27 protein-coding genes are annotated in these 26,893 nt (G+C 41.4%); 13 read left to right on the top strand and 14 right to left on the bottom strand.

What is annotated here, in order from left to right:
- Complete coding sequence (locus tag THEIN_RS11275; protein WP_013908792.1) at nucleotides 1-1,146, bottom strand: 3-deoxy-7-phosphoheptulonate synthase; 1,146 nt, start codon at nucleotides 1,144-1,146, stop codon at nucleotides 1-3.
- 70 nt (nucleotides 1,147-1,216) lie between these two features.
- Here THEIN_RS11275 and THEIN_RS11280 point away from each other — a divergent pair, with 70 nt between their 5' ends.
- Nucleotides 1,217-1,858, top strand: coding sequence for a MarC family protein (locus tag THEIN_RS11280; protein WP_013908793.1), 642 nt, complete (start codon nucleotides 1,217-1,219; stop codon nucleotides 1,856-1,858).
- Here THEIN_RS11280 and THEIN_RS11285 read toward each other — a convergent pair.
- Together THEIN_RS11285 and THEIN_RS11290 are read right to left on the bottom strand one after the other, a co-directional pair.
- Nucleotides 1,828-2,496, bottom strand: a complete 669-nt coding sequence (locus THEIN_RS11285; protein ID WP_013908794.1) for a HesA/MoeB/ThiF family protein — start codon at nucleotides 2,494-2,496, stop codon at nucleotides 1,828-1,830. The genes THEIN_RS11280 and THEIN_RS11285 overlap by 31 nt on opposite strands.
- Nucleotides 2,493-2,813: a ubiquitin-like small modifier protein 1 gene (locus THEIN_RS11290; protein ID WP_083817701.1), complete on the bottom strand. Its 321-nt coding sequence runs from the start codon at nucleotides 2,811-2,813 to the stop codon at nucleotides 2,493-2,495. Before THEIN_RS11290 ends, THEIN_RS11285 begins: the two co-directional genes overlap by 4 nt.
- Before the next feature lie 42 nt (nucleotides 2,814-2,855).
- On the opposite strand from THEIN_RS11290, the gene THEIN_RS11295 reads away from it, so the two are divergent.
- From THEIN_RS11295 to THEIN_RS11315, 5 genes are all read left to right on the top strand, one after another.
- A complete protein-coding gene (locus tag THEIN_RS11295) occupies nucleotides 2,856-4,043 on the top strand; it encodes a pyridoxal phosphate-dependent aminotransferase (RefSeq protein WP_013908796.1) in 1,188 nt (395 codons plus the stop codon).
- An 8-nt stretch (nucleotides 4,044-4,051) separates the two neighbouring features.
- Entirely contained in the window at nucleotides 4,052-5,317 is a 1,266-nt protein-coding gene (locus tag THEIN_RS11300; RefSeq protein WP_013908797.1) for a phenylacetate--CoA ligase family protein, read from the top strand.
- A gap of 20 nt (nucleotides 5,318-5,337) precedes the next feature.
- A complete protein-coding gene (locus tag THEIN_RS11305; protein ID WP_013908798.1) occupies nucleotides 5,338-6,279 on the top strand; it encodes a tRNA dihydrouridine synthase in 942 nt (313 codons plus the stop codon).
- A gap of 8 nt (nucleotides 6,280-6,287) precedes the next feature.
- Nucleotides 6,288-7,451 carry an HDOD domain-containing protein gene (locus tag THEIN_RS11310; RefSeq protein WP_013908799.1) on the top strand — a complete coding sequence of 388 codons (1,164 nt, stop codon included), beginning with the start codon at nucleotides 6,288-6,290 and terminating at the stop codon, nucleotides 7,449-7,451.
- Between the two features lie 435 nt (nucleotides 7,452-7,886).
- Nucleotides 7,887-8,615 (top strand): metallophosphoesterase family protein, encoded by a 729-nt coding sequence (locus THEIN_RS11315; protein ID WP_013908800.1) that lies wholly within the window; start codon nucleotides 7,887-7,889, stop codon nucleotides 8,613-8,615.
- Nucleotides 8,616-8,693: 78 nt separating this feature from the next.
- Here the strand turns inward: THEIN_RS11315 and THEIN_RS11320 are convergent, their stop codons facing one another.
- Both THEIN_RS11320 and THEIN_RS11325 read right to left on the bottom strand, forming a co-directional pair.
- Nucleotides 8,694-10,049 (bottom strand): multiheme c-type cytochrome, encoded by a 1,356-nt coding sequence (locus THEIN_RS11320; protein WP_013908801.1) that lies wholly within the window; start codon nucleotides 10,047-10,049, stop codon nucleotides 8,694-8,696.
- Between the two features lie 17 nt (nucleotides 10,050-10,066).
- Nucleotides 10,067-10,627, bottom strand: coding sequence for a cytochrome c3 family protein (locus THEIN_RS11325; RefSeq protein WP_013908802.1), 561 nt, complete (start codon nucleotides 10,625-10,627; stop codon nucleotides 10,067-10,069).
- 255 nt (nucleotides 10,628-10,882) lie between these two features.
- Between THEIN_RS11325 and THEIN_RS11330 the strand changes: the two genes are divergently transcribed.
- The gene (locus THEIN_RS11330; protein ID WP_281054747.1) at nucleotides 10,883-12,286 is read left to right on the top strand and encodes a sensor histidine kinase; all 1,404 of its coding nucleotides are present in this window, start codon (nucleotides 10,883-10,885) and stop codon (nucleotides 12,284-12,286) included.
- On the top strand, nucleotides 12,287-12,982 hold the full coding sequence (locus THEIN_RS11335; protein ID WP_013908804.1) for a response regulator transcription factor: 696 nt from the start codon (nucleotides 12,287-12,289) through the stop codon (nucleotides 12,980-12,982).
- Here the strand turns inward: THEIN_RS11335 and THEIN_RS11340 are convergent.
- The 5 genes from THEIN_RS11340 to THEIN_RS12280 form a co-directional block, all read right to left on the bottom strand.
- Nucleotides 12,963-13,766 carry a 4Fe-4S binding protein gene (locus tag THEIN_RS11340; RefSeq protein WP_013908805.1) on the bottom strand — a complete coding sequence of 268 codons (804 nt, stop codon included), beginning with the start codon at nucleotides 13,764-13,766 and terminating at the stop codon, nucleotides 12,963-12,965. The genes THEIN_RS11335 and THEIN_RS11340 overlap by 20 nt on opposite strands.
- 3 nt (nucleotides 13,767-13,769) lie before the next feature.
- Nucleotides 13,770-14,261, bottom strand: coding sequence for a 4Fe-4S dicluster domain-containing protein (locus tag THEIN_RS11345; protein WP_217125048.1), 492 nt, complete (start codon nucleotides 14,259-14,261; stop codon nucleotides 13,770-13,772).
- Nucleotides 14,262-14,322: 61 nt separating this feature from the next.
- On the bottom strand, nucleotides 14,323-14,622 hold the full coding sequence (locus tag THEIN_RS11350; protein ID WP_013908807.1) for a chaperone NapD: 300 nt from the start codon (nucleotides 14,620-14,622) through the stop codon (nucleotides 14,323-14,325).
- 48 nt (nucleotides 14,623-14,670) lie between these two features.
- On the bottom strand, nucleotides 14,671-17,073 hold the full coding sequence (locus tag THEIN_RS11355; RefSeq protein WP_013908808.1) for a molybdopterin oxidoreductase family protein: 2,403 nt from the start codon (nucleotides 17,071-17,073) through the stop codon (nucleotides 14,671-14,673).
- A gap of 19 nt (nucleotides 17,074-17,092) precedes the next feature.
- Nucleotides 17,093-17,479 (bottom strand): cytochrome c3 family protein, encoded by a 387-nt coding sequence (locus THEIN_RS12280; protein WP_013908809.1) that lies wholly within the window; start codon nucleotides 17,477-17,479, stop codon nucleotides 17,093-17,095.
- Between the two features lie 519 nt (nucleotides 17,480-17,998).
- Here THEIN_RS12280 and feoB point away from each other — a divergent pair.
- Nucleotides 17,999-20,143, top strand: coding sequence for a ferrous iron transport protein B (gene feoB / locus THEIN_RS11365; RefSeq protein WP_013908810.1), 2,145 nt, complete (start codon nucleotides 17,999-18,001; stop codon nucleotides 20,141-20,143).
- An 8-nt stretch (nucleotides 20,144-20,151) separates the two neighbouring features.
- A complete protein-coding gene (locus THEIN_RS11370) occupies nucleotides 20,152-20,991 on the top strand; it encodes a nucleoside recognition domain-containing protein (protein ID WP_013908811.1) in 840 nt (279 codons plus the stop codon).
- 158 nt (nucleotides 20,992-21,149) lie between these two features.
- Here the strand turns inward: THEIN_RS11370 and THEIN_RS11375 are convergent, their stop codons facing one another.
- Nucleotides 21,150-22,184 (bottom strand): bis-aminopropyl spermidine synthase family protein, encoded by a 1,035-nt coding sequence (locus tag THEIN_RS11375; protein WP_013908812.1) that lies wholly within the window; start codon nucleotides 22,182-22,184, stop codon nucleotides 21,150-21,152.
- 111 nt (nucleotides 22,185-22,295) lie between these two features.
- Between THEIN_RS11375 and nikR the strand changes: the two genes are divergently transcribed.
- Nucleotides 22,296-22,715 carry a nickel-responsive transcriptional regulator NikR gene (gene nikR, locus THEIN_RS11380; protein ID WP_013908813.1) on the top strand — a complete coding sequence of 140 codons (420 nt, stop codon included), beginning with the start codon at nucleotides 22,296-22,298 and terminating at the stop codon, nucleotides 22,713-22,715.
- A gap of 30 nt (nucleotides 22,716-22,745) precedes the next feature.
- On the opposite strand, the gene THEIN_RS11385 is transcribed toward nikR, so the two are convergent.
- From THEIN_RS11385 to cutA, 3 genes are all read right to left on the bottom strand, one after another.
- A complete protein-coding gene (locus tag THEIN_RS11385; RefSeq protein ID WP_013908814.1) occupies nucleotides 22,746-23,252 on the bottom strand; it encodes a hypothetical protein in 507 nt (168 codons plus the stop codon).
- A 10-nt stretch (nucleotides 23,253-23,262) separates the two neighbouring features.
- On the bottom strand, nucleotides 23,263-24,606 hold the full coding sequence (locus THEIN_RS11860; protein WP_169311180.1) for a CsgG/HfaB family protein: 1,344 nt from the start codon (nucleotides 24,604-24,606) through the stop codon (nucleotides 23,263-23,265).
- A gap of 93 nt (nucleotides 24,607-24,699) precedes the next feature.
- On the bottom strand, nucleotides 24,700-25,017 hold the full coding sequence (gene cutA, locus THEIN_RS11395; RefSeq protein ID WP_013908816.1) for a divalent-cation tolerance protein CutA: 318 nt from the start codon (nucleotides 25,015-25,017) through the stop codon (nucleotides 24,700-24,702).
- 221 nt (nucleotides 25,018-25,238) lie between these two features.
- Here cutA and THEIN_RS12410 point away from each other — a divergent pair, with 221 nt between their 5' ends.
- Nucleotides 25,239-25,874: an IS110 family transposase gene (locus THEIN_RS12410; RefSeq protein WP_245523076.1), complete on the top strand. Its 636-nt coding sequence runs from the start codon at nucleotides 25,239-25,241 to the stop codon at nucleotides 25,872-25,874.
- 104 nt (nucleotides 25,875-25,978) lie between these two features.
- Nucleotides 25,979-26,491, top strand: a complete 513-nt coding sequence (locus THEIN_RS12415; protein WP_245523077.1) for a transposase — start codon at nucleotides 25,979-25,981, stop codon at nucleotides 26,489-26,491.
- Nucleotides 26,492-26,893: the final 402 nt, after the last annotated feature.

A 26,893-nucleotide genomic window follows, 5' to 3' on the forward strand; every position in this document is an offset into this window, starting at 1 on the left:
CTATAAACTGGCTACTTTAGGCGCCATGTTTTGTAAAGCATAACGATTAGCCAAATCTTTTCTTTGCAAATATGCCTCACGGACGATGTTCATGTCTTCAATAAAATGAGGAAGTTCTTCAAGGGTCAAGGCCTGTGGACCATCACATAGGGCCTTTTCCGGACGAGGATGGAATTCCACAAGAATCATATTGGCCCCGGCTATTACTCCTTGAGCCGCCGCGTGAAAGATTTCCTGAATACCATCCGGGCCAAAGTACCGTCTTCCAACAGAGTGAGTAGGATCAACACAAACAGGCAATCGTGTTTGACTCTTTATTACTGGCACATGAGCGAAATCTACCAGGTTACGATGAGGATCTCCAAGATTGGTTTTTACTCCTCGCAAACAGAATATAATGTTTCGGTTGCCTTCGCTGGCAATGTATTCGCAGGCGTTAAGACTTTCTTCAATGGTGATTCCCATACCCCTTTTGTAAAGGACCGGGAATTCAGTCTGGCTGCCTACGGCTTTCAGCAACTCAAAATTCTGGGCATTACGGGTACCAATCTGAAGCATAATACCAGTGGGACGCCCTGCTCTTTCCCATTCTTCAAAGATTTCGTCTATGTGAGATTCCTTACATACCTCCATAGCAATACAACGAATTCCGTATTTACCGGCTAACTCAAAGAGCCAGGGAAGACATTTACGCCCGTGGCCCTGGAAGGAATAAGGATTGGTGCGAGGCTTATAAACTCCCATGCGGGCCGTTTCAAGGCCTACTTCCTTCATAGCGGCAAACATCATTTCCACATGCTCAGGGGTGTCCACCGCACAGAGCCCGGCAAAAATATGAAAGGTATCCTGGCTGAAATAAAGCCCATTGTATTTAAAACCGATTCCCTCTTGGTCCATCGTATGGCGGCCTATCAAGCGATATTTCCTGGAAACTCTCACTACTTTTTCTACTCCAGGTAAATGGGCAATTTCTTCGTCAGGAATTTTAGAAGTATCCCCAATTACATAAATTTCTATAACTTTGCGCTCCTCTCCGGTAACACCTGAAATGCGCGTGGTTATACCCTGATAATAATGAAGAGTCTCCAAAATACGCTGAACTTCAGGACCAGCAGGATCTATATCCGGCTTCAAAATAACTATCATATTGACACCCCTTTAAAAAATTGTTTTGTTAAAAACTAATTTTAAAACCCTAAATCCATAAATTGCAAATATGTTAGCTTTTATTTTACATCTCCTAGGTGCTTTTTTGGCCATTATGAATCCCATTGGCAATGTACCCATATTTGTTAGCCTGGTAGAAGAATTTAACGAAAAAGTCAGAATGAAAGTAGCCCAAAAGGCCACCTTCTGGGCCTTTGTAATCGGTTCTTTGTTTATCTGGGCAGGTAACTTTATCTTTCACTTTTTTGGAATTACACTCCCCGCCTTTAGAATTGCCGGAGGCATCCTGGTTTTTTTGATAGCTTATAATCTTTTGCGCGGAAAAACTTCACGCCAGCATCATCCAGGCGAAGAAGAACACGAAGAAGCCGATCCTGACTCTATTGCTATTACCCCTTTAGCCACTCCCATTCTTACCGGGCCAGGCACTATTGCCACGGCCATGTCCTTTGCCGCCCAAAGGGCAAACATTTACGAACTGATAATCATAGAAGCCGTTTTTGGCTTTGTATGCTTGCTCACTTATTTCTGTTTTGTTTATGGAGAAACTATCTCTTCAAAACTTGGGAAAACCAAGATCGGCGTCATTACCCGGCTTATGGGCTTAATTCTCGCGGTTATTGCCGTGCAAATGGGTATAGAGGGTATAAAAGAGGCCTTTTATCTGGCCAGCGGTATTACCTCAAAGTGATAGGTTAAAAGGTCAACCAGCAAAAGTTTTCCCACTAGATTATCTTCGCGGCCACAAATGATTTTTACCACTTCAAAGGCCTGGATACCACCAAGCACCGCACAAATAGAAAAAAAGGCCGCGGGTTCCTCTGGAGCCGCTCCGGCAAATACGTCTTTAAATTTAGGGGAGCTGCCTGGAAGAAAGCTAGTTACTTGCCCAAAGGCCCCTGAAAGGCCAGCGTGAACCAGAAATTTCCTCTTGGCCTCACACATATCAGCCAGAATAAAACGGCTCTCCCAGTTGTCCAAGGCATCCACAACCCCGGCTACTTTATTAGGTATGTCAAATTTTTTTTCAATACGCTGTACCCAGGCCTCTATCCAAACATCATCTCTGATAGCCAAAAGGCGCTCTCTGGCCATTTTAGCTTTGAATTCTCCAATATCTTTTGCCGTGTAGAGCACCTGACGGTTCAAATCCGTAGGCGAAACGCGGTCATCATCAACCAAAATAAGCCCACCAATACCCAGGCGTACTAAACCCTCGGCCACCACTGTACCCAGGCCCCCAACCCCGGCAATCATAACGGTAGAAGCTCTGAGACGAGCCATATCTTCGGGAGAAAAAATGGCCTTCTGGCGATCAAAGATGTTCATCCTCCAGCTCCTGGGGGAAAAATAACTACGGTATCGCCGGGTTTTATTTGGGTAGCCAGTTCTTCTAAATGCAAGACGTTTTTCCCATTAACCAGAAGAACTACTCCCGGGCGAAGCTTTTCATCTTCAAGGAGTTTTTCCTGAATTCCCGGGTATCTATCGGCTAATTCTTTTAGAAGCTGGGTTAAAGTTATAGACCCCTTTACAGGAACTTCTCCCTCGCTCGGCCGGTAATTAAGCCTTAAAATACCAAAAAGCTTAAATTTGACATTGCCTTCTTTGTTTTCCATGGTCTTATAATAACCTTGACGGCTCATTTTAGAAAAGGTTTAAAAACAAAAAAGTACAAGGAGGTTCAAATGTTATCTAACCAAATAAAAGAGTATCTAGCTGGCGCGTCCTGGATAAGAAAGATGTTTGAGGAAGGAGCTAAACTTAAGGCCAAGTTCGGCCCTGAACGGGTATGTGATTTCAGCCTCGGAAACCCAGATGTGCCTCCGCCCCCGGCCGTTAATAAAGCCCTTGAAGAAATAATTGAAGAAGATGCTCCTTCTCTTCATGCTTATATGCCAAACGCTGGCTTTCCTTTTGCCCGTGAAGCCATGGCCATAAAGGTCTCCAAAGAGCAAAGATACGCCGTGCCCATGGAATGTGTGGTTATGACCTGTGGAGCCGCCGGGGCCTTAAATGTTATTTTTAAGGCCATTTTGGACCTGGGAGATGAAGTTATTTTCCCCTCACCTTTTTTTGTAGAATATAAATTTTACATAGAAAATCACGGCGGTGTACCTAAAACAATTTCTACCAAACCCGATTTTTCTCTGGATCTCGCCCAGATAGAAGAAGCTATCACTCCAAAAACTAAGGCTATTCTTATCAACTCTCCCAATAACCCCACTGGCCAGCTATATGAACTTGACGAAATAAAAGGCCTGGCTGATTTATTGAAAAAGAAGTCTTCAGAAATTGGCCATCCTATCCTTCTTATCTCTGATGAACCCTACCGCCATATCGTGTTTGATGGTCGGGAAACACCCCCTATTTTCCCTTACTACGACCAAAGCCTTGTGGTTTCTAGTTTTTCTAAAGAGTTATCTTTACCTGGTGAACGCATAGGTTTTCTGGCCTTGCATCCTGAGGCCCAAAACCGCGATGAACTCATGGGGGCCTTTATTCTAGCTAACCGCATCCTTGGTTTTGTTAACGCTCCGGCCATGGCCCAGCGTCTGGCCGCTAAGTGTGCTGAAGAAGTAGTTGACATCGCCATCTACGAAAGGAGAAGAGACCTTTTCTGTGAGGTACTCGAAGAAGCAGGGCTTGAATTCGTAAAACCCAAAGGCACTTTTTACGTGTTTCCCAAAACACCTATTGATGACGTAGAGTTTTGTAAACTTCTTCAAGAAGAACTCATTCTTGCGGTTCCTGGCCGTGGTTTTGGTGGTCCAGGGCATATTCGCCTGGCCTTTTGTATTGACGAGGTTTATATTGAAAGGGCCCGTGAAGGTTTCAAACGCGCTGTAGCTCGTGCCAGAGAAATATCTTCTTAGGAGGAAATATGTATCAACCAAGGCTTGAAACTTTACCCCGCGAAGAACTGGAAAAACTTCAACTTAAAAGACTTAGAGCTACCCTAAGACATATTCAGGAAAATAATCAAACCTATTTCCAGAGATTTGGAGATTTTTCCCCTGAAGACATAAAAACCCTCGCTGATCTCAGAAATCTCCCCTTTATTACTAAAGACGAACTAAGAGAGGCTTATCCCTTTAAACTAGCCTGCGCCCCCAAAGAAGACTTCGTGCGCTTTCACATGTCTTCAGGCACAACCGGTACTCCGGTTATCAATCCTTACACCCGTTCAGACGTGGAACAATGGGCTGAGATTATGGCTCGCTGTCTTTCGGCAGCCACCCTTACCCACAAGGACGTTTTTCAGATAACCCCTGGTTTTGGCCTTTTTAACGGCGGTTTTGGTTTCCATTATGGAGCCGAAAGAATTGGCTGCTTTGTAGTACCCATAGGCCCAGGGCGAACTCTTATGCAACTTAAGTTTATCAAAGACTTCGGCACTACCGCCATAGCGGCTATTTCTTCCTATCCTTTACGCCTTATTGAAGTGGCCAAGGCCGAAGGGTTTGACTTTAAAAAAAGCAAACTCAGAGTGGGCATTTTTGGGGCCGAGGTCTGGAGTAACGAGACCCGTAAATTCATAGAAGAAGAAATGGGCATAGAGACCTTTGATATAATCGGCATGACAGAAACCGGAGGCGTAGGGTTAGGTATTGATTGTATTGCCAAAGCAGGCATTCACGTTTGGGAAGACCATTACATCGTGGAAATTGTTGACCCTGAAACCGGTGAACTGTTACCAGATGGCGAAGAAGGCGAACTGGTAATAACCACTTTAACCCGTGAAGGCCTTCCCCTGATACGCTATCGCACCAGGGATATTACCAGAGTAGTCTCAAGAGGGCGCTGTGCCTGTGGGCGCACCATGTTGCGGCTTGCCCGCATTAAGGGCCGCACTGATGATATGCTAAAAGTCAAAGGGGTTAACTTCTATCCTCGTCAGATTGAAGAGATCATCATGGCCCATCCGGAAACCCTTCCCGACTATTTGATAAGAATTGGTAAAAAAGAAGGCAAAGATTTCATAGAAATTCTCGTGGAAAGCCGCACCCTTGATGAAACCCTTAAAAAACGCCTGGAAGAGGAAATCTACAATTACTTAGGATTTAGGGCCCAGGTGATCCTTCTTCCTGAGGGGCAGATTCCACGGCGCGAAGGAAAGGCCGTAAGGGTTGAAAAAATAGAAGAATAGGCCAAGAGGGGCAGGGTTTTATGAGCAAGCGCATAGTTGCCCTAGCCCCTCTGGCTGGTTTTACCGAAAGCGCCTTTAGGAGGCTTTCCCGCGAACTCGGTGCTAACCTTACCTGGACGGAGCTTGTCAGTGCGGACGCCCTTTTGGCCAAAGGCCTTGATTTACCGAACAGTTATGTTTCAGCAGCTGAGCGGCCAATTCGTTTCCAGCTCCACGGCTACGATGAAAAGAAGCTAGCCAAAGCAGCAGAACTGGTTTTAACCAAAATTAGGCCTGATGGCCTTGATTTAAACGCCGGTTGCCCGGCCCCCAAAGTCCTAAAAACCGGAGGAGGAGCCGCTCTTCTAGGAGACCTACCCAGACTATTTCGCCTTGCCCGCACTCTTTCCGAAATAAGCCACGGATTTGGTGTAGATTTCTCCGTTAAGTTTAGACTTGGCCTAAAAGAAGACCAGCTTGAAAAGATAGCTGAGACCCTTCTTAAGGCAGGTGTGGATATACTTGTCCTTCACCCTCGCACGGCCAAACAGGGTTTTAGCGGTAAGGCCCGCTGGGAAAGAATAAAAGACCTTGCTATTCTGGCTAAGGGGAAGGCCCAAGTTTACGGAAGTGGGGATATAACTTGCCTGAAAGACCTGGGGATATTTTTTGGCGAAACCAAGGCCCAGGGAGTTCTCATCGGCCGCGCCGCCCTGACCCGAACCTGGATTTTTGCCGAATGGAAACTAGCGCAGGAATTTGAACTTAACTTTTATGGTCGTCTCTCTCTTTTGCGAAAACTTGACTTTTATCTATCAGAGTATCGTTCTCAAGAAGAACGATTACGAATACTAAAAACATTTGCTCCCAAATTTTTGAAATCCATGCCTTACAAACGCAAATTTTTGCCTTTGATTCTCAAGGCCAAAGATTTTGAATTTTTTTGGAAAGGCCTTGAGTATTGGGCAGAAACATGCCGATAGGAATATAGATGAAAGCCGAAACTTTACGTTTAATAAACAAATACAAGCGCACAGCCAATCTTCCTTCATTTGAGGAAACGGCACTTGCCCTTGAGAGGCTCAGGCTTGAATACTATCCGACCACAGAACGCATGGTAAGAATTGTGCTTCTTGACCCTGGGCTTTGTTGTCAGCTTTTGCGTACGGGAAACTCGGTCTTTTACAATCCCATGGGCCTCCCCATGAAGACTATTTCGAGAGTGATATCTCTTCTTGGCTATGAAAATTTAAAGAGCCTGGCTAAAGGTCCTCATTTTTCCAAAGAAGACCTTAAAAACAAGGAACTAAGTAGAGAATTGGCCATATCCATATTAGCGGCGCATTTTGCCGGAAAAGCAGCGCTAAAAAAGAACTTAAACGCCGAAGAAGCTTATCTAGCTACTCTTTTAAAACGCCTGGGACGATTGATTTTGCTCCTATATAGCCCGGAATACTATGAAAAGATAAAAAGCTTACCCCCGCGCCAGAGAAAAGAAGCCTTTTACGTGGTGGGAGAAAAACTGGCCAAGCAATGGAATTTCCCCGAGTTTATTTTGAATAATTTGGAAGGACGAGAAGTTTTTATTCGTCCAAAAAGGCTTGAACACCTTTGCCTTTACGCTGATCTTATGGCCGCAGGCATCGTAGCGGAAAAAGGGCCTCTTGGCTGGGAGAACCTCTTTCACTCTCTGGACGAAGTTGACGAAGTTATCAAAAATTTTTCTAAAAACGCTGGCCATTTGCCAGACCCAATTCTAAGTCAACTAAAAATAGAAATCTCGGCCAAACCTTCTTTGTCTGACGTAAAAGTTGGCCCTTATTTACCTGAAGAGGCCCTAAATCTAGCCCAAAAGTTTTTAACAAGCCTTTGTGAAGAACTTTCTGCTGAGGGTCAACTGATATATCGTGAAGGAGAAAGATTTTTCCAGATGGATTCGCAAGGTGAAAAAGAAATAAAAGAGGGGTCTTTTAAACGTTTTCTTATGAGCAATGAAATTGTAGCTTACGATGGCCGTGTTTATCTACCTGTGGCCTTTCATAAATTGCCAGCTATTTTAATGGTAATTGACTACCAAAAACCCTTGAGTAATGAAGAGCTTTACGGCCTACGTTTTATAAAACGCACATTAGAAGATCTACTGGAAAAGTTATAAGTCCTACATAAAAGGCTTGCAAGTTTTTAAGCCAAGATAAGACATTTTACGAAAATTCTGACTATAAGAAACAAAGATTTTGTTAAGGGGAGAGCTGGTTAAGAGATTTTCGGAGCTCAAAAAATTAAAATTTATTTCTACTATTAATCCGAGTATTTTTACACGACAAAGTATCGCCGCTGACATAATCGCTAAAGCAAAGTAACCTTACGCTGTCACTGCGAGGACTCGTTAGAGGCCGAAGCAGTCTTAGAAATCCCTTCGCTGCGCTCGGGACAAGGATTGCTTCGCTTCGCTCGTAATGACTCAACTATCGCCTATTTAGTGATTCCATTACTAGAAATCTTGAGATTTAATGTCACAAAGTTGCTATTAAGAAGTCATCTTCGTGTAAAATATATTCATTATTTTCCTCAAAAAAAGCGGAGGATTACCATGTTTAAATTGGCCCACATTTCAGACTTACACGTAAGTGGCTATAACTATATGAAACCTTGGGGAGAAAATCTTATTGACTTGTTAGAAGATCTTAAACCAAACTATGTAGTAGTAACTGGGGACTTAACTGATGATGGTTACTTGTATGAGTATGAACTGGCCCACTATTTTTTGCAGAAAATAAAATTTACCACTTTTGTTGTACCTGGGAATCATGACGCCAGAAATGAAGGCTATCAAGTGTTTGAAGAATTTTTTGGTAGCCGTTTCCCATATTTTGAGAACGAAAAGGTAGTACTTCTGGGTATAGATTCAACTGAACCAGATATTGATGACGGTCATGTGGGCAGAGAAAACTATCACTTGATTAGAGAAAAACTTGGAGGTTCAAGTAAATTTAAAATAATGTGTTTACATCATCATTTAATACCTATTCCTTACACTGGACGGGAGAGAAATATACCCGTTGATGCCGGCGATGTACTAAAAATTTGCGTTGAGGAAGGAATAAATTGTGTTTTATCTGGCCATAAACATTATCCCTGGATATGGCAGTTAGAAAAGACCTTTTACATAACCGCAGGTACAGCTACATCGCGCCGTCTCAAAGGTTATTCTTACCCTTCTTTTAACGTACTTCACGTTACTGAAGATTTACTCAAAATAGATATCGTAAACGTTCACGAAAAAAGGATTCAAGAAACAAAAGAATATCCTATAGTTTAAGCTATCTCATAACGAAATGATAACCAATAAAAAAGGGGTGGCTTGGCCACCCCTTTTGAAACGCCTCCGTAACAGCTATTAATACGGACCTGTGGACATGACCGGGCTAAGTTCTTCAATCTTTCCGTGCTTAATCCGGTAGTTATACAGATCTTCAATGTCTTTATACAACTGGAAGATCTGGAAGAAACCATGCCAGTGTGACCAGTCTGGCCCACCCATGGCATAACCCATACGAGCGCGGCGTCCGGTGTGATGCCAGAGGTAATACCAGAGCTCCTGCACGGGATCTTTCCAAGGGTCATCTTTTAACAGATTTTTAGATTTGAGGTCAGCCAACATCTTTTGAACATTCTTGGCATAGGTGTTGTAAAGCGCCACGGCATCATCAAGGTTTTTGAAGAAAGATTCGGTGTGAAGAGGAGAGTGACAGTTGATACAAACTTTCTTCATATTTTCACGGCCTTTCATACCGTCACCACGAGCACCCTTACGGATATCACTAATAGGAGAGTAAAGGCGCCATTTCAGACGTTCAGCCACGTTATGGGTAGTAGCCAGTTCACCAATTCCACTCATGTGACAAGTAGCACAGGTTGGAGCGGAGTAATCACCAGGCTCCCAGGCATCAGGAGCAGAATCCCACTTCCATTTATTTCCTTCTGCGTGGTAGCGCTTACCGTGCTGGCTACCTAAATAAGTTTCCACGTTCGGATGGTCAGGACCAATGTGGCACTTATCACAAGCAGTAGGCTTACGTGCTTCAGCTATACTAAACTTATGACGAGTATGACAAACAGCACAATTGCCGGCACTACCATCTGGATAACGCTGACCAATACCAGAAGGCCAGGTGCCAGGAAGAGGCTTGTTATCAGGACCAAGTTCTATTTTCCCACCGTGACAATCTGCACAACCAGTACGTTTGGATGCAGTGGTACGTGGGTCTCCTTCAGGAACACCCATAAATATTCCACCTTCATAATGGTACATAAGTTTTGCCATTTTTTTACTTTCTACCACCGGTACACTGGCCATTTTAGCGTGGGCGCTTTTTTCAAACTGTTCCACTTCTGAAGGGTGGCACTTAGCACAGGTCTTAGGTGAAACCAGGGGAGAGGTATAAATGTTAGTCCCCTTAATACCGGCACATTGACTGGCCATAGGAGAATTTTTAGGCACTACGTGACAGTCATAACAGGAGACACCGGCATGGGCCATGCGGCTCATCTTCCAGTCGGCCACAATGCCAGGGGTTTTTTTAGAGTGACACTCAATACATTGAATGGCTTCTTTAGAATACCCCCTGATAATAACTAATTTTTTGCCAGCCAGATTAGTGTACTGCTTCTGGGCCTGAGCCTGAACTAGGCTTAGCCCTAAGACAAAAAACATGGATAGAAAACAAATACTAAAAACCCTGCCTACCCTCATACAATCCTCCTTAACTTTTATTTTTCATTTTTAGCCAGCTTTTGGGAAGCTGCCTTCTCCTGCATCACCATCATTAAATTGCCATGGCCTACATTACGGTGACAAGAAATACATGTTTCTTTAGTCATTCCTAATTCATATTGACGGTGAGCACTAAAGGCCTTAAGTGGGATTCCGGGAGCAACTAATTCCTGGTGGCATTTGCGACAGCTAGACTCATAAACGTGTTTGTCAGCCCCTTGTTTGGCCCAGCGCTCAAGCCAATATTGGGGAGTACTTCCTTTGCCCTGCATATTGGCAAGGTAATCATTTAATCCCGCCTTCATTTTAGTTATCAAATAATTCGTAAAACCATCATGGGGCAGATGACAATCCGCACATTTGGCCTTCATAGCGCCTTTTTGAGCAGGACCATGCACACTGGCTTCCCAAGTTTCGTAAAAAGTTTTCATTGGATGACATGATGCACAAAATTTCACCTCATTAGAAGAAACTATTTTGGAGGCAGCAATTAGAGAACCAAAGGCAGCAACTACTATCCCGACAATTATCCCTAAAATCAAGCTACTTTTGTTCATAAAGCCTTGGCTCCTTTCAAATTATTTTTCGCTTGTTTCACTTTGACTTATTTTCTTTGTATATGGAAAAAGAGTAAATGTGGGGTTAAAGTTGTAACAGAAATGTTAACATTTTTGCCTTTAAATTAGGAGGTTTTTTTGATTTCTGTGCTTGGCCGAAAAATCCTTTTGGCCTTAGTGTTAATAATTCTTGTCTTCTGGCTTTTTTTTATATTCTGGTCCATCAAAGAACAAAAGAATTTCTATCTTCAACAAATGCGCCGAGAAGCCAAAGCCATTTATGAATTTGTAGTGCTTGCCAGAGAATGGATTTCAAGCAAAGGCGGAATATACATAAAAAATGGCGAAAATTTTGAAAAAATTACACCTTCCCATTTCACCAAAGAACTGGCAGCTTTTGCCAAGCCCCAAAATATGATATTCACCTTTAAAGTTGCTGTTATTAATACCAATACTCCTTATCATATTCCCGATGAGTTTGAAAAAGAAGCTATACAAGCCTTCCAGACAGAAAAACTTAAAGAATTTTGGAAATTGGAAAATGATCCTAAAAAGCCCCTTTTTAGATACGCAGCCCCCCTTGAATTTGAAAAAGTTTGTTCTAATTGCCATTCAGATATAGAAAATTATCAACCACCAGCTTGTATCAGCATTACTTTATCAGCCAAGCCCTTCCTTTCTGAATTAAAAAAGAGCTACAAAGGACTAATTTTATCTTCAATTTTTATCACTATATTAATCTTTTTATCATTGTACCTTTTACTAAAGTTTTTTGTTTTAAACCAGCTAAATAAATTTATCAAAGCTACTAAAGAAATAGAAAAAGGAAATTTAAGTACAAGAGTTAATATAAAAAGTAAAGATGAATGGCAAATACTTAGTAAATATTTTAACAGCATGTTAGAAACACTGGTTAAACATCAAGAGAAATTAGAAGAAGAAGTTAAAAAAGCTACCGAGGAGTTATACCAGGCTTACTCGGAATTAAAAAAAGCTGAAAAATATAGATCTGAATTCTTTTCAAATATTACTCATGAACTCAAAACTCCGGTAACTGCCATAAAGGGAACAATTGACCTTATAGAAAGAAAAGGAAATATTGACCAAAAACAAATAGAAATAATAAAAAAGAACATTGAAAAACTAGCCAAAATGATAAAAGATCTTTTAGACTACTCTAAGATAGAAAGCGGACAAATAGAATTAATGAAAGAAGAAAATAGCATTTTTGAAGTCATTGAAGATGCTATTCTATTAGTTAGCCCTTTAGCCAATCAAAAAAATATTAAAATTGAAATAAAAGGAAAAGATACTACTACTTATTTTGATTATGAAAAAATACAGCAAGTAATTTCCAACTTGTTAGTAAATGCTATAAAATTTTCACCTCCTGAAGGAAAGATTATAATAACTGTTTCTGAAAATAAAGATGAAGTTATTGTTTCAATAGAAGATTTTGGCCCTGGTATCCCTAAGGAAGAAAGAGAAAAGGTTTTTAACAAGTTTTATCGGGTAGCTAAAAACCAAAGAGAAGGTATTGGTTTGGGCTTAGCAATTTGTAAAGGCATTGTAGAAAATCATGGTGGTAAAATTTGGGTGGAAGAACCTGACCATCAAGGTTGTGTTTTTAAGTTCACCTTGCCCAAAAAGGGGGAATAAATGCACCCTAAAGCCAAGATTTTAATCATAGAAGATGATCTCGACATAATTTACGTTCTAAAGGAACACTTAGAACTTGACGGCTTTGAGGTTTTAGAAGCGGAAAACGGCTTAAAAGGGCTAGAACTTGTAGAGCAAGATCCTGATTTAATAATACTTGACTTAAACCTTCCTGATATTGACGGCATCAAGCTCTGTCAAAAGATTCGCCAAAAAAGCGATGTTCCCATAATAATGTTAACCGCTCGAGATAGCCTTTCTGACAAAGTAAGAGGGCTAGAAAGTGGTGCTGATGATTATTTAGTTAAGCCTTTTGAGTATCTAGAAATTTTGGCTCGTATAAAAGCCTGTTTACGCCGAGCTAAAAAAATTTATAAGAAAAAGGAAATACTAGAACTAGGGATTTTTAAAATAGATTTTAATCGCCGAGAAGTAAATATTAACGGAAAAACCATAAGACTTACCAAAAAAGAATTTGACCTTTTAAAAATTTTAGCCGCTCACGCCAATGAAGTCCTAACTCGGGATTTTATAAGAAGCCAGTTATGGCCCGGCAAGGAAATTTATCCGTGGAGTAGAGCCTTAGACGTTCACATACAGCGCCTACGACAAAAAATAGAACCAGACCCCGAAAACCCTCGATATATAATTACCCACCCTGGTGTTGGCTATCGTTTTAATCCTGAGGGAGATTAGGTTTCCAATGAAATCTTAAGGCTTTAAAACGGCAGGCATCCAAACAATCTCCACAATTCCAACAATAAACATCCTTACTTTCGTCTTTTAAAGGTGAAAGCCCCAAGGGACACACCCTTTCACACATTCTACATTCTTTACAAGAATCTTTATCTCTAATAATTCTTAAAGAACGCTTACTTCCGAGAAAGGCTAACATTCCCCCTAAGGGGCAAAAATATCGACAAAAAAATCTACGGGTGAAAAAATTCATAAAAAGAACTAGTAGAATTACTATTCCTTCAATAGCCAGAGTGTGGAAGAAAACCGCCATCATTATTTCGCGCCCAACTAAACCAGGAGGAGAAAGAAAAACGAAAATTGGAGCCCCAAGGATCATAGCTAAAATTACATCACCAATTAAGGTAAACCAAATAGTACGCCTAGGTAAAATTATTAGGTCCCTTTTTCTTTTGAACTTAAAAACTTTTAAAAGACGTTCTTGAAGTTCTGAAAGAAAACTTATAGGACAAATCCAACTACAGAAAACCCTACCTAAAAATGAAGCTAGAAGCACTGGCCACAATAGAGCTATTAAAAGAGGAAGATAAATTGTTTTGGAAATTAAAATGCTTTCAAAGCCCTCAAGAGGAGAAACAAACCACAGTTTACCTATACTCAGTGATTGATACCATCCCTGGATAAAACTTATTTGAAAATAGTAATTGAGAAAGGGATTCACTAAAATAACTAAAAAGGCCAGAAAAAGGATTAAAAATCTCAAACGCTTGTAATTTTTAGACATTTTCTATCTCTTTCTAAAGGCGTAAATTGGTTCGATGTTGATAGCTTTAGGATTTAAAGGACAACTATGGGTACAGAGACCACAGCCTGTGCAATTTTCTTCGATAACAACCGGCCTTAGCTGATCAAGTTTAATTGCTTTCTCTTTCAGGGGACAGACATTGTAACAGGTGCGACATAAAGCCTGCCCTACCCAAGTTATACAATATCTTTTGTTAATAACCGCCACTCCCATACGTACTTCTTCCATCTTAACCGGAAGAAGCGTTCCCGTAGGACAGACCTCTACGCACTTCATACAGAGATAACAGGGAATCTTTTCCACTTCGATAATAGGAGTACCTGCAAAAATTCCCTGGCGAATATCAAGAATTCTAATAGAATGATAGGGGCAAATTTCGGCGCAACGGCCACAGCGCACGCACTTGGCGGCAAATAAGTCTTCAGAAACAGCCCCAGGAGGCCTTAAGTGGTTGCGCTTAACCGGCGAGGCCAATAGGCCTCCTTTAGATACATTGGGAAGAGATAAAAAAGCTAACAAACTTGCCAGGAAAGATCTACGAGTCTTTTTTAACACGGCTAAAACGGATTTTGGGTTTATATTCACCAGCTTCTATTTTTTTCACTTCGTCTTCACCATGAAGGTAAGCCAGGTCGCAGTTTATAACACCATCAATCTGAGTAATATGATCAACAATTTTTTCCATCTCTTCCGAGGTATTAGTGTCCAGGACAATGATAATATGACCTTTCTCGTCGTGGCCGTAAATAGTAAGACCAGAAAAAGAGGCCAATGAGTCAAGAACTTTATCTTTTTCACCCGGGACTACATGGACCACAAAACCACCTATAGGCATTTCAGCACCTCGTTAACTAAAAGGCCCCGCTTAAAGCGGGGCTTTATTTTACATCTTGTGTCCTACCACATAAGGTTTTAAAGGCTTAGGACCGGAAATCCTTTTGATGCGACAAGCACAAATCTTAAACTCTGGTTCTTTTGAACCCGGGTCAAAAGCATCTTTGGTAACCCGGTTAATCATACGTTCTTCATACATATCATGCCAGTAAACAAAAACCATACCTTCCATGGGGCCTTCATAAACTTTGGCTGGAAGTATATTTCGTCCACGCCTGGTTTCTACCAGAACCATATCTCCAGGGTTAATACCCAGTCGCTTGGCGTCTTTGGGATTAATTTCCACAAAGGCATATGGATTGGCCCTTAACAATTCTTTGATGCGACCAGTCATACTGGTGGTATGCCAGTGATCAATAATACGCCCGGTAGAGAGATAGAAAGGATACTCAGCGTCTGGTTCTTCAGCGGCACCTTTATAAGGCCTTAGCCAAATCCAAAGCTTATGGTCTTTATGGGCTGGGCCATAGAACTGATATGGCTTTTCGTCAACAGCATGTTCATCGGCTAAGGGGTCAAGGCCGCGTACAAATTTTTTGTAAGTGCCGCCTTTTAGAGCCCATTCTTTAGTAGGAGCAGGCCACTGCACACCGTCAGGCCTCTGCATGAGTACTTCATAAGTAGCCCCACGCAGGTCATTATCACGGCCAGCGGTAAGCTTCTGGGTGTATTCGTCCCAAATAGCCTTTGGTAAGGCAAAACCTTCCTCAAGACCTATAAACGGTTCTACTGTCTTTTTGATAACAGGATCATTTAGTTTTTCCGCAAGTTTTAAAGCCCATTCACGCACAATCCATACTTCAGGCTTAGCTTCTCCCGGAGGATCAATGGTCTTAACTGTGATTTGCGAACGGCGTTCGGTACATCCGTAAACTCCTGTCTTTTCAAAGTGAAAAGCGGTGGGCAATACCAGATTGGCAAGCTCTGTGGTCTTGGTGGGAAATATATCCGTTACTACCATAAAAACATCTTCGCGGGCCATGCCTTTACGATACTTGTCAACGTCAGGTAGGCTCTGAGCCGGACTGGTGCAGTTTATCCATATGGCTTTGATTTTACCTTCGTTTACAGCTTTAAACATGGCGATAGTGTGGTAGCCGGGTTTGGCAGGAATTCTACCGCGTGGTACTCCCCAAAGATCTTCTACCTGATGGCGCAATTTATCTACTTTAACCGGACGATGCCCAGGAAGGATATGGCATAGTCCACCACCTTCACGTACTCCACCACAGGCATTAGGCTGGCCGGTAAGAGAAAAACTATCAGCTCCTGGACGACAAAGTTGGCCAGTAAGCAGATGGAGATTATGAACCAGATTATTGGCCCAAACCCCGCGGATACGCTGGTTAAGCCCCATAGTCCAAAAACTCATAGTGGCGGGAGAAGTAGCAAATTTGCGGGCTACTAAACGGATAATCTCAGGAGTTATATTTCCACCACAGATTTCGGCTGCTCGTTCAGGGGTATAAGCGGCCAAGAATTTTTTGTATTCTTCAAATGAGACTTTTTTCTTGTTTTTCCCTACTCTAAAGACACAGTAATTTTTAATGAAGTTTTCGTCATAGAGTTTTTCTTCAACAATTACATAGGCCATGGCGTTTAGAAGAGCCAAGTCCGTGCCTGGCTTGAACTGAAGATGGATATCGGCAATACGAGAGGTAGGTGATACACGCGGGTCAGCATTGATAACGAAAACTTTTTGGGGATTATCAAGTTTGCGGCGCATCACCCGACGGAAAAGTACAGGATGGGCCTCAGCCATATTACTTCCAATGATAAAGAAACAAAAGGCTTGTTCAATGTCGGCATAAGAACCAATGGGCTCATCAGCTCCAAAAGAGGTTAGATAGCCGCCTACGGCACTGGCCATACAAAGACGGGGGTTGCCTTCTACATTATTGGTCCGAAGACCAGCTCGCATGACTTTCTGAAAAAGATAGGTCTCTTCAGTCAAGGCCTGACCAGAGCCATAATAAGCTACCGAATTAGGCCCATAGTTTTTAACTGCCTGGGCAAACTTTTCAGCGGCAATATCTAAGGCTTCTTCCCAAGAAATTTCGCGGAACTTTTCCTTTTTACTAGCTCGATAAAGTGGTTTTTTAAGACGCTCAGGATGATTCATAATTTGATAAAAAAGCATACCCTTCATACATAGAAAGCCGAAATTAGTACGTGATTGGGGCACTCCTCTTATGGCTACGGGTTTCCCATTTTTAAGACCAAGCTCTACGCGGCAGCCCACTCCGCAAAAACGGCAAACTCCACGAACCCATTTATCAGCATCCGCTGCTTGTGCTTCCTGGTCTAAAACAAAGGGAAGCTTCATACCCACCAAGGAAGCAGCGGTTAAAGCGGCCGTTCTTTTTAAAAATTCTCTTCTAGTAAGGGCCATAAAAACACCTCCTTAAAAATTACTTATGTACACTAAATTTGTGGGCCGGATGGCACTGTGTACAAGATTTGTCTTTAGGGGCTGTCTGTACCTGTTTAGCATGACAAGGCATACATCTAGCCGGCTCCGGACGCACTTCAAAATTCTCAAAAGTACCGTGACACTGATAACATTTGACGTTGTCAAGCCCATGGACAGAGTTAAACCACTCGTCGTAGATATCAGGGGTTTCCTCTTTATGACAGCTAGCACATGGCATCAATTTTTCTTGTTCCGTAAGGGGAGGATGACCTGATACCTGTTTTACCGGTACTCCTCCTTCCACAGGGGCTTGGCCTTTTGGAGCACAAGCAACTACTATCCCCCCAGCCAAAAATACACTCAATAAAAATAGTCGTAACCTCACCGGACACCTCCTTACAATTAAAAAATTGCTCTAAAAATTTTATATACTAACCAAAAGTAAAAAGGTGGTTATTTTTGTAACAAAATTGTAACTAAACAATTATTAATTTGAATCATGAGCCTTTAACCTTGATTCCCATTTAAACAGGAATAAAGGTTGCTTAAAATAGCTTTCGTAATTAACGGAATTTTTTTAAATTAATGAGACTGATTTTGTAAAAATATACGAGCTTTCTTCGGAGGCATAATCATTATAGGGCTTCACCTCTTAAAACCAATAAAACACTAGCTCGCTTTAACGCACAAACCCTTGCCTTAACCCAGGTGGGTTTGGGGGCAAGGATCCAATGCTTTACCGGGGATTAGGGGGTTTGTTTAATTATACCTTGCTGGTAGTCTTTCCTTGTGTTAATTGAAAAGAGTTTGCAATAAAATGCATGGTGTTATTGTAAAAACTGCAAGGGATTACCTTTGGCTAGTTCAATTTATAAACACCACATAGTTTAGGAGAGGAATGTTTATGTCCGAAGAGATAAAAATAGCTCTTGCCGGAAACCCTAACGCTGGAAAAACTACTATATTTAACGCCCTTACCGGAGCCAAACAAAAAGTAGGAAATTATCCAGGGGTTACCGTTGAAAGAAAAGAAGGTTTTCTTCGCTTAAACGGCTATTTTATAAGGGTAGTAGACCTCCCTGGTACTTATTCGCTTACCTCTTATTCTCCAGAAGAAGTGGTAGCCCGACGAGTAATTGTAGAAGAAAAACCCGCGGTGGTTGTAAATATCATCGATGCCTCAAACCTTGAACGGAATCTTTATCTTACCATGCAGCTTTTTGAACTAGGTGTCCCGGTAGTGTTGGTACTAAACATGATAGACGACGCCGAAAAAAAGGGCTTAAAAATAAATTTTAAAAGACTTGAAAAAAAAATCGGCGTGCCGGTAATTCCCACCATTGGCCACAGAGGAATAGGTTTTGACAAATTAAAAAAAGTTTTAAAAGATGTTATTGAAAACCCTGATACTGCCAAACCAAAAATATTTTTATCGCTCCCCAAACCTTTTCAAGAAGAAGTTGAAAGATTAACTCGCTTTCTTTCAGAAAAACCGGAACTTAGTGACTATCCAGTTTTTTGGCTGGCCTTAAAAGCCATAGAAGGAGACGAAGATATAATCAATTTTTTGGTGCGAGAAAAAGGGCTTGGTAAAGATTTTTTAGCTTTATTAGACAAAGCGCGCCAGAAAATAAGAAAAGATCTCGGAGAAGAACCTGAACCCCTGTTGGCTGAATACCGTTACCGTACTATTCAGGAAATTCTTAAAGATGTAGTCAAGTATCATCCACAAAAAACACTAAGTGATCGTATCGATGCTATAGTTTGCCATCGAATATTTGGTATCCCCATTTTTTTAGGGATAATGTTACTACTTTTCCAGGCTGTATTTTCCTGGTCTGCCCCCTTCATGGATCTTATCAATCAGTTTTTTAGTTGGCTTGGAGAATTTATTGGCTCTCGCATGGGAGATAGCTTCCTCAAAAGTTTAATTGTAGATGGTATAATTGCTGGCGTTGGAGGAGTTCTCGTATTTTTGCCTCAAATATTGATTCTTTTCTTTCTTATTTCTCTACTTGAAGATTCCGGTTACATGCCCCGAGCAGCCTTCGTAGTAGATAGACTTTTAAAGCCTTTCGGTTTAAATGGCAAATCCTTCGTACCCTTGCTTTCTTCTTTTGCCTGCAATATCCCAGGCATTATGGCCACCCGCACCATTGAAAATTATCAGCAGAGATTGTTGACCATATTGGCCGCTCCTTTTATGAGCTGTTCAGCAAGATTACCCATTTATACCTTGCTTATTGCCGCCTTTATCCCAGCCAAAAAGGTCTGGATTTTTAATCTCCAGGGCCTGGTTCTTCTGGCCATGTATCTTACCGGACTTTTAGTAGCTTTAATAACCGTGGTATTAGCTAGACTTTTATTTTTTAGAGGACAGCCCTCCCCTTTTCTCATGGAATTGCCCCCTTATCGCTTTCCCACTTTGAAAAATATCTTACTGCAAATGTGGAACCGTTCAGTACTTTACGTGAGAAAAGCAGGCACAGTTATTTTAGGAATTTCCATTGTGATGTGGATACTCTTTACCTTCCCTCTTAATCCTGAGCTTTCTAAAGATTACAAAGCGCTAAAGGCCAATGCTCCTAACAAAATCATTTTAGAACAAATAAAACGAGAAGAAGCTGCTGAAAAACTTTCTAAAAGCTATGCCGGCCATTTTGGACGCTTAATAGAACCTATTCTCAAACCACTTGGTTTTGACTGGAGAATAGGAATTGCTTTGACTTCGGCCTTTGCCGCTAAAGAAGTCCTGGTGGCCACCCTCTCTCAGATATACGCCTTAAGTGATGTTGAAGGAAACGAGGTCTCTCTCATTGAGCACATAAAAAAAGACCCTATTTTTAACACCGTTACTGCTATAGGCCTTATGCTTTTTTCCCTGCTTATGGTTCCTTGCATGGCAACTCTTCCGGTTATTAAAATGGAAACTGGCTCCTGGCGCTGGCCAACCATAATTGTAGCCTGGACTCTTTCAGTAGCCTGGCTCGTTACTTTTATCTGGGTCCACTTTATAGGCCCTTCACTGGTAGCTCTTTTAAGGATTTAAACAAGCCAATGAAAGACTCTGTAAACTCTGCTTTTAAGACAGCCCTCTTAATAATTAAGCTAATAATTCCTTTCTATATTCTTGCTGATATACTGATTTATTTTGATATTCTTCCTAAAATATCTTTTATCTTCAAACCTATTACCTTTATTATGGGGCTTTCTCCTGAAGTATCGCTTTCTGTGGCCGCAGGAATTTTATTTAACCTTTACGCAGCTATTGCTTTTGCTGCACCTTTAGGCTTAACCCCCTACGAGTGGACTATTCTAGGACTTTTTTTAGGCATAACTCACTCGCTACCTATTGAAAACACCATTATGAAACAACTGGGAATATCACATATCTATTCTACAATCTTACGATTACTGACAGGAATATTAGCTATTCTTATTATTAGAATTCTTCCCCTAAATATAGAAGGACATACCGTCAAAAAAACAATCGAGCTTTCTAATTATCAATCTTTTGGAGATATGATAATAGCATCTTTAACTAAGGCTTCAGCACTTGCAGTTAAAATTATTATATTGGTAACCGTTATTATTTTCGTAATGGACATCATTAAAAAAATTATTTTGAAAAAGAAAAGCTTTAGTATGTCTTTTTCTATCTTTACGGGAATATTTTTAGGCATTACTTACGGAGCTGGCATATTATTAAAAGAAAAAGAAAAACTTAATCCTCAACAGCTTTTATTTATAGGAACTTTTCTCATGATAGCCCACGCTTTAATAGAGGACCCCGCTTTGTTCATAATATTTGGAGCCAACCCGTGGATATTGATAGGTTTAAGAATAATTTTGGCTATTATTGTCTCTTATGGAGCTGTACAATTTTATACAAGATGATTGTTGAAGGAATAACTCCTAGATGCCCGCTTGGCCAGGAATTCTAGGACGCCGTTACAAAGACATAAAAGGCCTGGCCATAATAAAAGAAGACTACTTGAATAAATAGGAAGGGCCTGTAAACGACTCAATTCTTCGCCACAGGCCCTCTGTCTTATTTATTTTTCCATGAAAGAAGGAAGGGGTGTGGCCCAGGACTCTTCATCAAAATAAAGTTCTTCAAGGTTTTTAGGCTTATCAAAAGGTGGAAGAGATGGGCCTTCTATAACTTCAAAACGGACAAAACAGGATTTATACCAATCAACTTCGGGCATAGGCAATTCCATTTTCTTCATAATCTCATAAGTACGATAGAAGTCCTCCCAGCGATTTTCTCGTTCAGGATAGGTAGTAAAATCGCGTAAGATATCGGTAATCACCAGACCTGCTGAAAGGATAAACTTTTGAAAATCAAACCACTTGCGAAGTGAGGCCTCACGGTGGGTAAAACCCATATAACCAGCCGAACCAGGCCCTTTCAGGGCCTCAATACAGCGTCCTACAAAAAGTTTTAAACCTTTTTTGGTTTCCACCGGGTCAGTCACGAAAACATCAAACTTACCGCGCAAAGAAGGATCAAGCTCTTCGATAACGTTATAATTATAAACTTCAATATTAGATATTTTTTCTTCTTCGCAGAATTTGCGAATGAAATTATTTATCCTTTCATCGATTTCCACTACCACTATCTTTTTGGGAAGGCCAGTAAGCGCGGCTGCTATAGAGAAGAGGTCATCATCACCTAGGATAAAAATTTCGGCATTTTCAAGGTCTCCACGCTGATAGAGATAAACCACCCGTTTCATAGTGTCCACAGGACGAATAAAACCCTGATCAAAATCGCTGGTAGGAAGCGGCCTTCCTTCACAAATTTTTTCAAATTTTTCATAAACCTCGCGAAAAAAGCCCTTAATTTCAATTCCTAGGCCACAGCAGTGACAAATGGTATCCTCAAGAGGATGTATTTCGACATCTTTTACCAGTTTTAAAAGTTTGTCTTCTTGTTTTAAGACACCTTCGTCAAGTAATTCTTTTACCGCTTCAAAAAAAGCAACCAGGTGGGCATCTTGATAATTTATTAACTCCCAAAAACTCATTGGCTTTGCTTTAAGGGCCCTTAAAATTTGGTATTTAATTCTTTCTTTTTCCGTCATGATTTCACCTCCTAGCTCTGGCACGGATAACAAAAGCTTTTGACTTTGACAAGTTTTTGTTTTTAATTTCTGATTAAATATTTACGAACAGCTCAATCTGAGGAGGAAAATATGGCCGAACTTTATCGTTTTGGAGTTTCTATGCCTGCTAAATTACTAGAAGAATTTGATCGCTACATCGAACGTCGCCATTACACCAATCGTTCTGAGGCAATTCGTGACCTTATAAGGGAAAAACTGGTTGAAGAAGAATGGCGTGAAAGCAATGAGGAAGTGATTGGCACTATTACTTACGTCTATGACCATCACAAAAGGGAACTGGCTGATAGGCTAATGGACATCCAGCATGACCATTATCAGGAAATCATTTCTACCCAGCACGTGCACCTTGACCATGATCGCTGTTTAGAAGTAGTAATAGTGAAAGGCAAAGCTGAAAATATAAAAGAACTGTCTGACAAAATTAAGTCCCTAAAAGGTATCATTCATTGTCAACTAGCTATGACTACCACCGGCAAAAAATTAGTCTAAAGAAGCCTCCCCTTGTGGGAGGCTTCTTTATTACTTGAATGCTTTTTCTATCTTTTTCCAGTCAAACTGGCGGGCTAATCTAAGGCCGTCTTTCCAGGACATATCATTATATTGAACGACAAAAATTGTAGCCGCCATAGAATCTTTTTCGTTTAAAAGAACAACTACAGAGCCAGAGTTAGTTTGCTTTTCGTGGGAAATGCCAACTTTAAAACCATCTACCGTGGTTAATTTTGAGTAATTCTCTGGTGTATCCACCTCTGTTACATAAGCAAAAGGCTGCCAAAATTGAGTAGCCTGTATACCGTGGATCACCATGACAGATATTTCATAATTTCCTTTTTTGTAACTACGTTCCGCGGTAACAATTTCTCCCATAGGAGTGTTCATGTTCATGCCAGAACAGTTCTCCGCCTGCCAGCCCTGAAGGTCAGTCAAAAGAGCGCATACTTCCTGGTAAGAGGGGAGTTTAAAAGCCAGGGCCTGGCTTGAGCTAAAAATAACTAGAGCCATTAACAAAATAAAAATTCTAGACATGTTTTCCTCCTTAGTAGGCTGTAATTTTGATATTGGTTATGAGACACTCGTATCCTTCTGCAGGATTATAGCCCCAGATACCAAAAGTAACCTGATCCCTATTAGGCATAGTAGCCCCCATAATCCCTAATGGTTCTTGATAAACGCGACGGCCATTTACATATATCTTTATCATACCGTCCTTTTGTTGCACGGCGAAATGATAGACTCTTCCAGTTTGCAGTTTTACCGTTCTGATCTCTTTATCGCTCCAGCGAGGATAGCTCCAGTCAGAGGCCCAATGTAAGACATCCTTGGAGAATGGATTTCTTGCAGGCCCAAGAAACATAGCGTGCCCGAAACCTGAACGGGGTTTGCTAAAATAAACTTCCCACTCCACGGCAAAATTGGCGGGAAGTTTAATTTTTTTCTCCGCAATAACCCTTCCACCGGCCAGAGCCCGCATCCACTTTTTGCCACTAAAAGAAGCTACTTCTACCTGGCCTTCAACTATTCGGATTTTTGTGGGAATATCACCGAGGTTGTACTCAGAAAAGTCTTCCTGAAAAAGAACTTTTTTACCGGGAACGAAGTTCTCCGCCCCGCCAACAATACCTCCGCTAGCTGGTTGGCCGCCAACTATATTTGCTGGTTGACCGCCAACTATATTTGAAGAAGAAACCGCTGGAGCCTGAGGCACAGGTTTAACCGCTCCTTCCTGCCCCCAGCGGTAATAATTTTCTGGTACCAGCTTGGCGATAGCCTCAACGGCATTATTAAGCATTACCCGGATAGCCTTTTCCATAGGGGTGTTTTTATACATTTCAAGGCCACCACCAAGGCCTATATCCCCGAAAATACCACCGCCGAGACCACCTATTTTCCAAGAAGAGGCTTTGCCTTCTACGGTAGTAGCATTTATGACCCTGCCGGTTCGCACGTCTATTAAACGCAAGTCAACGGCAATATAAGCTTCTTTTTTACCGACTTTTACTCCACCAATTACAGGAACTTTAAATGGGACTACTATACCGCCAGCCCCAAAGCCACCGGCATCTGGTTCAAAGGCGGTGATGGCTCCTACTACCAAAATGTCGGCTCCTTCCATTTGGCCGGCCTGAGGGGCAGCACCTGGACGCACGTAACCAGACTGCCCTAAAGCCAGTTCTTCTTTAATGGCAGAAAGCCCTTCTCCCCTTTCAAGTACTATGAAACGACCACTACGGAAAAGGGCTGTAGCCAGCATATCAGCAATGCCGTTACCAATCTGCCCAGAACACTTAGCCGCTTTACACTTAAAACTAGCCACCGCTATTCTGGCCTTGGGCCCTTTATAAGTAAGCACCTCTCCAGCCGAAGGACCGGTCGTATCCACTTGGGTTTTAACCCCAGACGAAACACAAGAGGTCAACAAAAGCCCCAATAACGCCATCAAAGCTGTCAAAAAATTAAATCCCCTCATCTCTTTTTACCCCCCTGTTTCCTTTTTTATCCAGTCTATAAAAGGTTCATAGCCCTCTTTAACCGAAAAGGTCAAAATGCAGGGACATTCGTAAGAATGAAGTTCTTTTACCCTGGTTGTAACTTTTGGTGCTAAGTCTTTTCTTGTTTTCATAATAAGAACCACCTCATGGTCTTCCTGAATTTTTCCTTCCCACCAGTAAAGAGATTTTATAGCTGGATAAAGATTAGCACAGGCAATGAGCCTTTCTTCAAGAAGGGCTTTGGCTATCTTTTGAGCTTCAGCCTCGCTACCACAAGTTACATAAAAAATTATTACATCCATACACAGCCCCCTATGTTTAGCTCTTCTATTATAACTTAAACAATAAAAAAATAAATTTTTTGATTGCTATTTTTACCGGCATTTCAAAGCACACTCATACACTGATTATTATTAACCTCCATGCCCCAAAGGGGCACAACGAAGGCATGAAAACATTGAAAAGAGAGGAGCTATGGATATTTTGTTGCTTCAAAAAGTCTTTAAAAAGGAGGTATATACCCATGGCTCCTGAAAAAGAAAATAACCAGGTTTTAAGAATTATTCATCCCATTTGTTGTGGCCTTGACGTTCATAAGCGTTTCGTCTCAGCATGTATCCTAAAGACTCTTCCTGATGGTTCTATAGAAGTCGAAGTTCGAGAATTTGAAACTTTTACCGACGATCTTATAGCCCTGAGAGAATGGCTGATCGAAAAAGATTGTCCCATTGTAGCCATGGAAAGCACAGGTGTTTACTGGCAGCCTATACACAATATTTTAGAAGGCTATGTGGAAGTGATCTTAGTCAATGCCAGGCATATCAAAAATGTCCCTGGACGAAAGACGGATGTCTCAGACAGCCGCTGGTTAGCAGAATTACTTCGTGTAGGTCTGCTACGGGCAAGTTATATTCCCCCAAAACAAGTTCGTTTCTGGAGAGAGCTAGTACGACTTAGACAGAAACATGTCAAAACGCTTGCTGATTATAAGAAAAGAGTTCAAAAGCTTTTTGAATCAGCAAATATTAAGCTAGACAATGTAGTTTCAGATTTGTTTGGGGAAACAGGTCGTCAAATCATGAGATTACTTTTAGAGACCCCCAAGCCTAGCCTTGAAGAAGTTAGGGTTGTGCTAAAGGGAAACTTAAGAAGAAAGTAGAAGAGCTCTATCGCTCTATTTGTGGCTTTTTCGAAGAGCATCATCGTTTTCTTTTGCATTCGCTCTTAAGCATAATAGAGACTCTGGAAAAAGAGATAGGGATTATGGATATAAGGATCAAGGAAGTAATGAGACACCATGAAGATTTAATAGAGAGATTAAAAGGGATACCAGGAGTAAGTGAAGTTTCAGCGCGAGCTATTTTGGCAGAAGTAGGGCCGGATCTGAGAAGTTTTCCAAATGAGAGGGCGCTAGCCAGTTGGGCAGGAGTTTGTCCAGGGAATAACGAAAGTGGAGGAAAGAGGATTAGCGGCAAGAGCCCGGTAAAGAAACATCCTTTAAGAAGCGTTTTGATAGAGGTGTCTTGGGCGGCCACGAGGAAGAAAGGGACATATTATGCGGCAAAATATAGGCAACTTCGTGCTCGTCGAGGGCCTAAGAAAGCCATAGGGGCCATAGCGCATAAGATATTGAAAGCGGTGTATTTTATCATCAAAGAGGGTCAGGAATACAGGGAATTAGGGGCAAATCATCTGAAGCAGATAAATAGGGAGAGATTATTGACAAAAATAAAAGAAGAAGCAGAAAGACTTGGGTATAAAGTGGTAGCGGCATAAAACAGCGAGGTAAGGTCGTAGCCCCCACTGAAGCCAAAGAGTGCGATATTAACCTGACCGACCACCAGCAGGCACAACAAATTGTAGGCTTTGACCACGCACAGGAATCTCTCTTGAACTAGAGTTGGTGGTTATTGGTCGATGTTTTCACAGGAATGGAATCACTAAATAGGCGATAGTTGAATATAGAAATAGGCGATAGTTGAGTCATTACGAGCGAAGCGAAGTAATCCCTGAGACTGCTTCGAACTCTAACGAGACCTCGCAGTGACAGCGAAGGTTATTTTGCTTTAGCGATTATGTCAGCAGCAATACTTTATCGACTAAAAAAGTTCGCTTTTGTAATTAGATATTCATATACCTAAATAAAAGAAATTTTTTTGAAAAAACTTGAAAAAATTA

Source organism: Thermodesulfatator indicus DSM 15286 (assembly GCF_000217795.1).
Lineage (GTDB): Bacteria > Desulfobacterota > Thermodesulfobacteria > Thermodesulfobacteriales > Thermodesulfatatoraceae > Thermodesulfatator > Thermodesulfatator indicus.

Excerpts from the sequence above, each read along its gene's own strand:
- THEIN_RS11375 (WP_013908812.1), bottom strand. The coding sequence starts at position 22,184 with ATGACGGAAAAAGAAAGAATTAAATACCAAATTTTAAGGGCCCTTAAA.
- THEIN_RS11355 (WP_013908808.1), bottom strand. The coding sequence starts at position 17,073 with ATGGCCCTTACTAGAAGAGAATTTTTAAAAAGAACGGCCGCTTTAACC.
- THEIN_RS11325 (WP_013908802.1), bottom strand. The coding sequence starts at position 10,627 with ATGAACAAAAGTAGCTTGATTTTAGGGATAATTGTCGGGATAGTAGTT.
- THEIN_RS11330 (WP_281054747.1), top strand. The coding sequence starts at position 10,883 with ATGCGCCGAGAAGCCAAAGCCATTTATGAATTTGTAGTGCTTGCCAGA.
- THEIN_RS11335 (WP_013908804.1), top strand. The coding sequence starts at position 12,287 with ATGCACCCTAAAGCCAAGATTTTAATCATAGAAGATGATCTCGACATA.
- THEIN_RS11275 (WP_013908792.1), bottom strand. The coding sequence starts at position 1,146 with ATGATAGTTATTTTGAAGCCGGATATAGATCCTGCTGGTCCTGAAGTT.
- THEIN_RS11340 (WP_013908805.1), bottom strand. The coding sequence starts at position 13,766 with ATGTCTAAAAATTACAAGCGTTTGAGATTTTTAATCCTTTTTCTGGCC.
- THEIN_RS11315 (WP_013908800.1), top strand. The coding sequence starts at position 7,887 with ATGTTTAAATTGGCCCACATTTCAGACTTACACGTAAGTGGCTATAAC.
- THEIN_RS11300 (WP_013908797.1), top strand. The coding sequence starts at position 4,052 with ATGTATCAACCAAGGCTTGAAACTTTACCCCGCGAAGAACTGGAAAAA.
- THEIN_RS12415 (WP_245523077.1), top strand. The coding sequence starts at position 25,979 with ATGGATATAAGGATCAAGGAAGTAATGAGACACCATGAAGATTTAATA.
- THEIN_RS12410 (WP_245523076.1), top strand. The coding sequence starts at position 25,239 with ATGGCTCCTGAAAAAGAAAATAACCAGGTTTTAAGAATTATTCATCCC.
- THEIN_RS11280 (WP_013908793.1), top strand. The coding sequence starts at position 1,217 with ATGTTAGCTTTTATTTTACATCTCCTAGGTGCTTTTTTGGCCATTATG.
- cutA (WP_013908816.1), bottom strand. The coding sequence starts at position 25,017 with ATGGATGTAATAATTTTTTATGTAACTTGTGGTAGCGAGGCTGAAGCT.
- THEIN_RS11295 (WP_013908796.1), top strand. The coding sequence starts at position 2,856 with ATGTTATCTAACCAAATAAAAGAGTATCTAGCTGGCGCGTCCTGGATA.
- THEIN_RS11305 (WP_013908798.1), top strand. The coding sequence starts at position 5,338 with ATGAGCAAGCGCATAGTTGCCCTAGCCCCTCTGGCTGGTTTTACCGAA.
- THEIN_RS11370 (WP_013908811.1), top strand. The coding sequence starts at position 20,152 with ATGAAAGACTCTGTAAACTCTGCTTTTAAGACAGCCCTCTTAATAATT.
- THEIN_RS11320 (WP_013908801.1), bottom strand. The coding sequence starts at position 10,049 with ATGAGGGTAGGCAGGGTTTTTAGTATTTGTTTTCTATCCATGTTTTTT.
- THEIN_RS11350 (WP_013908807.1), bottom strand. The coding sequence starts at position 14,622 with ATGCCTATAGGTGGTTTTGTGGTCCATGTAGTCCCGGGTGAAAAAGAT.
- nikR (WP_013908813.1), top strand. The coding sequence starts at position 22,296 with ATGGCCGAACTTTATCGTTTTGGAGTTTCTATGCCTGCTAAATTACTA.
- feoB (WP_013908810.1), top strand. The coding sequence starts at position 17,999 with ATGTCCGAAGAGATAAAAATAGCTCTTGCCGGAAACCCTAACGCTGGA.
- THEIN_RS11385 (WP_013908814.1), bottom strand. The coding sequence starts at position 23,252 with ATGTCTAGAATTTTTATTTTGTTAATGGCTCTAGTTATTTTTAGCTCA.
- THEIN_RS11290 (WP_083817701.1), bottom strand. The coding sequence starts at position 2,813 with ATGAGCCGTCAAGGTTATTATAAGACCATGGAAAACAAAGAAGGCAAT.
- THEIN_RS11310 (WP_013908799.1), top strand. The coding sequence starts at position 6,288 with ATGAAAGCCGAAACTTTACGTTTAATAAACAAATACAAGCGCACAGCC.
- THEIN_RS11285 (WP_013908794.1), bottom strand. The coding sequence starts at position 2,496 with ATGAACATCTTTGATCGCCAGAAGGCCATTTTTTCTCCCGAAGATATG.